This window comes from Brachyspira sp., from assembly GCF_050873525.1.
GTDB lineage: Bacteria > Spirochaetota > Brachyspiria > Brachyspirales > Brachyspiraceae > Brachyspira.
The window spans coordinates 1-3831 of the sequence record NZ_JBNMIZ010000238.1; the positions used below are offsets into that span (position 1 = coordinate 1).

Consider the following 3831-nt stretch of genomic DNA (forward strand, 5'->3'; position numbering starts at 1 on the left):
AAATAATGTATAATATAAATCAAATATCCGAAAATTATATAATAAATAATTATAAATATAAAACGGTTTTTTAGAAATTATAGATAAGGTTTTTATATGAGTTTTAAAAATAAGATTCTCCTTTTGGTGATAATAATAGTAGTTTTGGCTTTATCGCCCGCTATTTTTGTAAATACGAAATCTAACGAAAGGGCTTTTTCCGAATCGGCAATGGCTATCTCGGAAAATTATTTTTACGACTTAACTTATACTTTTAATTCTATATTTACTTCGACAAGCGTAGGAGCGGTAGCGCTTTCGGATATAGCGAGCGTATCTTACGATTTATATTCTCTTGGAAGTATTGAAAACACGGCGGGAAATTTAAGAAATATAATTCAAAAATTTCATCAGTCTCAAATAGATTTGCCTTATATTATAGCGAACGGAGTATATTTTGAACCGAATATTATCGCTACGAATGTAAATTTAAGAGGATTATATTCTATTTATTTATACGATTTGGATAACGCGGCTAGGAGGCAGTCGTCAACATCGTCTATATTGAGAGGCGAAAAATTAAACGAAAATAGAAGTTATACTCGGGCAGAATTTTATCAAATAGCGCTTCCAGAAGAATGGAACAGGGCGACAAGAAGACCGAGAAATATATATTATTCAATTCCTTATTCTAAAGAAACATACAGCCCGCAAAGAGTCATTTCCGTATCTTCTCCGATATATTCCGAAATAAACGGAAACGCTATCGGAGTTGCGGTTACAGATATTTCATTGGATATAGCCTATAGAACGATGGAAAATATTTCAAAAAACGATGAATTCAATCCGATAATTTTTGACAATAGAAGCGGAGATATTATTTTTCATAAAGACGCGGGATATATATTAAGAAATATTTCCGAGATTCCGACCGCGAAATATATTTCCGATAATATCAGTTTTTATACGAATTCAAGAACTATCGAAAATTATAATATTGACGGCAGAAATTATACTTTATTTATAAGACAGCTTGATAACGCGAATTACGATTTATTAATGTTCGTTCCCGAAAGTTATTTTCACGGCGCTTTGAATACGATTAATAGAACTTTAATTCTTATTTTGGCGATTGCAATTTTTGTAATAATAATTATCTTAAAATTATTTATTCCAATATATTTGAAACCTTTAAAGAAAATATCGACCGAACTCGAAGAAAGTGTTTTGAGTCGCAATATATTTACGAGCGTAAGCAAAATAAAATCGAAAGACGAATTGGGAGATATAAGCAACTGGATTAATATTTATCAGTATATGGTTCAGTATTTATTTTCTATGGGAAATAAAACTTTAACTTTATCGAAAGAACAGAGAGTTTCAATCAAAGATAAAATCGAGAATGTGGCAAAAATCTCTAATTCTATGGTAGAATCTTCAGAATCGGTAGTAGACAATATAATAAAACAGGAAAACGGAATTAAAGAAGTGGAAAACAGCAATTTGGAAATAGCGGAAAATATAAATACGAATTTATCCGATTTGAAATCTATAACCGATATTACAAAAGAACTTCAGGAAAAAATAGATTTTCAATTAGAAACTTTTAATAAAATCAATTCGGCTTCTTCAAATATGCAGTTAGATATTGATAAAGTTTCGGCGGCTATGTCAAAAATCAAAGAAGAGACGCAGGATGTGATAGAATTGTCGAAAAGCGGTAAAGATAGAATATTGAAAACCGAAAACTCGCTAAAAACGGCGGTTAGTTTAATGAGAGGAATTAACGACTTCGTAAACGCTACTATAGAAACTTCGCAGCAAACGAATATGCTCGCTATGAACGCGGCAATCGAAGCGGCTCATGCGGGAGAACAGGGAAAAGGATTCAGTATTATAGCGGAAGAAATAAGAAAATTGGCGGTTATGACAAATATTCAATCGGAAAACGCTACATCCGTAATTAGAAATTTAGAAAAACAATTTAATTTGCTTAATCAAAGTATAGACGAAAGAATTTCTGCAATAGAAAATATGCTTTATAAATTCCAAAGTTTTGAAGAAAATATGGATAACTTGAAAAAAATCACGGATGAAAAATCGGCTTCTTCCAAAGAAATAACTTCTTCAATAACGAATATATACGATACGGTTAAAGATGTGAGAGAACGATACACGATACTGCATAATAGAATTTCAAGCGATTTAATAAATATTCTTAAATTACTGGAATTATCGAATAAAAATGACGAAGCGGTTAAACTTGTGGCAGAAAACTCGGACGATATAGTGGAAAAAACTAAAAGCATGAAAGAGAATATTTTAAATCTCCATAACCTAATAAAAGAAATTGAAGACGATTCTAAAGTCGGAGAAGATACGGCGGACAATTTGCCAAAAGAAACTTTCGATTACGGTGCGGCGGATTTTGAAGAGATAATAAAAAATAAAATAAAAATCGGAGACGAAGCCTACGCAAAATTTAAATTTGTAAAAGGAATGTATAAATTTATTATAGAAAAATTAGGAAAAGACAATTTTAATAAATTATTGGAAAAAGTGTCGGAAGATTCAAAATTGATTTACGGCGATATTAAGCGGGCAAAATATATAAAAAGATTCGCTTTATCTTCGGCGTTCTTTGTTCCGATAAACGCGATTAATGAAGAATTTTATAAAGATTCAAAAGACGCGATTACCGATAAGGCTAAATACGATTTTAACGAGTTTAGTCCTTTTAAGAAATTTTCAATCAGATTGATGGGAAAAAATTCTTTAAGTAAAGTGATTATTAAACTTGGCAAAAAATTATTTAGAAATGTAAATATAGAAATTGTCAAACTTGACAGAAAAAAAGTTATTTATCATTTGTCTTATTTTCCAAATTACGATTTGAGTATTGAAAAATATTATTATGAAATGATTGGAAATATTTTCAGACAAAAATATCCAAACTCTTCGGAAGTAAAAATTACTCAGTCGATTAGCGGCGGTTATATTTACACGGAATATATTGTGACTTGGTAGAAATTGAAAATATATATAATAAAAAACCGAGCCTAAAAAAGACTCGGTAATTTTCGTTTTAATAATTATTTATCATTCTTATTATTTTTTAACAATATTAATCGGGTCGCTTGGCTGATTTTCTCCTCCAGCGCCTCCGATTGAAGCTGACGAAGTAACTACTATAGTTCCAGAATTATAACTTGAAAAATTGATATCAAATTGAATTCTAACGGATACTGTAACTGTAGTTCCTTCAATATCCATTTCGGTATCGGTATCGTAATATAAGATAAAATTTGTATCGCTCTTTTTCGTTATATTAGTAATTTTAACGGGATTTGAGTTTGCATCAATTAAAGTTACAGAACCGTCCGAATTTATGGTCATGATTTTCGCATCATCGCTTGAGTCATACCAGTTGCCTGCATAAGTATTGATTGAACCGCCTCCTCCAGTTGAGTCTTCGTTACTGCAGCTAATTGAAAATAATAATGTTAATGATAATAATGAGATTAGAAATGTTTTGAAATGATTATTAATTAAAGACAATAATAACCGTTTCGTTTCGTTTCGTTTCGTTTCGTTTCGTTTCGTTTCGTTTCGTTTCGTTTCGTTTCGTTTCGTTTCGTTTCGTTTCGTTTCGTTTCTTCATGAGAATTTATCTCCTTGTTAAATAGATTTAGTCCGAAATTTTTTCATTCGGCTATGAGCGAATTATACGATATTTAAAATTTTTTGTCAACTGTTTAAATAAAAAAATACATTGCTTTGCTTTAATAATAGCGGATTGCTTCGATAAATCTGCAATGACAAAATTTAAAAATAATGACGGAACTATATGAC

2 protein-coding genes are annotated in these 3831 nt (G+C 30.6%); one reads left to right on the forward strand and one right to left on the reverse strand.

The genetic code is table 11. The annotated features are described in order from the left end of the window. The first annotated feature begins 96 nt into the window (after positions 1 to 96). Positions 97 to 3006 carry a methyl-accepting chemotaxis protein gene (locus tag ACR0QS_RS11850; protein ID WP_432633659.1) on the forward strand — a complete coding sequence of 970 codons (2910 nt, stop codon included), beginning with the start codon at positions 97 to 99 and terminating at the stop codon, positions 3004 to 3006. 81 nt (positions 3007 to 3087) lie between these two features. Here the strand turns inward: ACR0QS_RS11850 and ACR0QS_RS11855 are convergent, their stop codons facing one another. Continuing rightward, entirely contained in the window at positions 3088 to 3537 is a 450-nt protein-coding gene (locus ACR0QS_RS11855) for a hypothetical protein (RefSeq protein ID WP_432633660.1), read from the reverse strand. Positions 3538 to 3831: the final 294 nt, after the last annotated feature.

Excerpts from the sequence above, each read along its gene's own strand:
- ACR0QS_RS11850 (WP_432633659.1), top strand. The coding sequence starts at position 97 with ATGAGTTTTAAAAATAAGATTCTCCTTTTGGTGATAATAATAGTAGTT.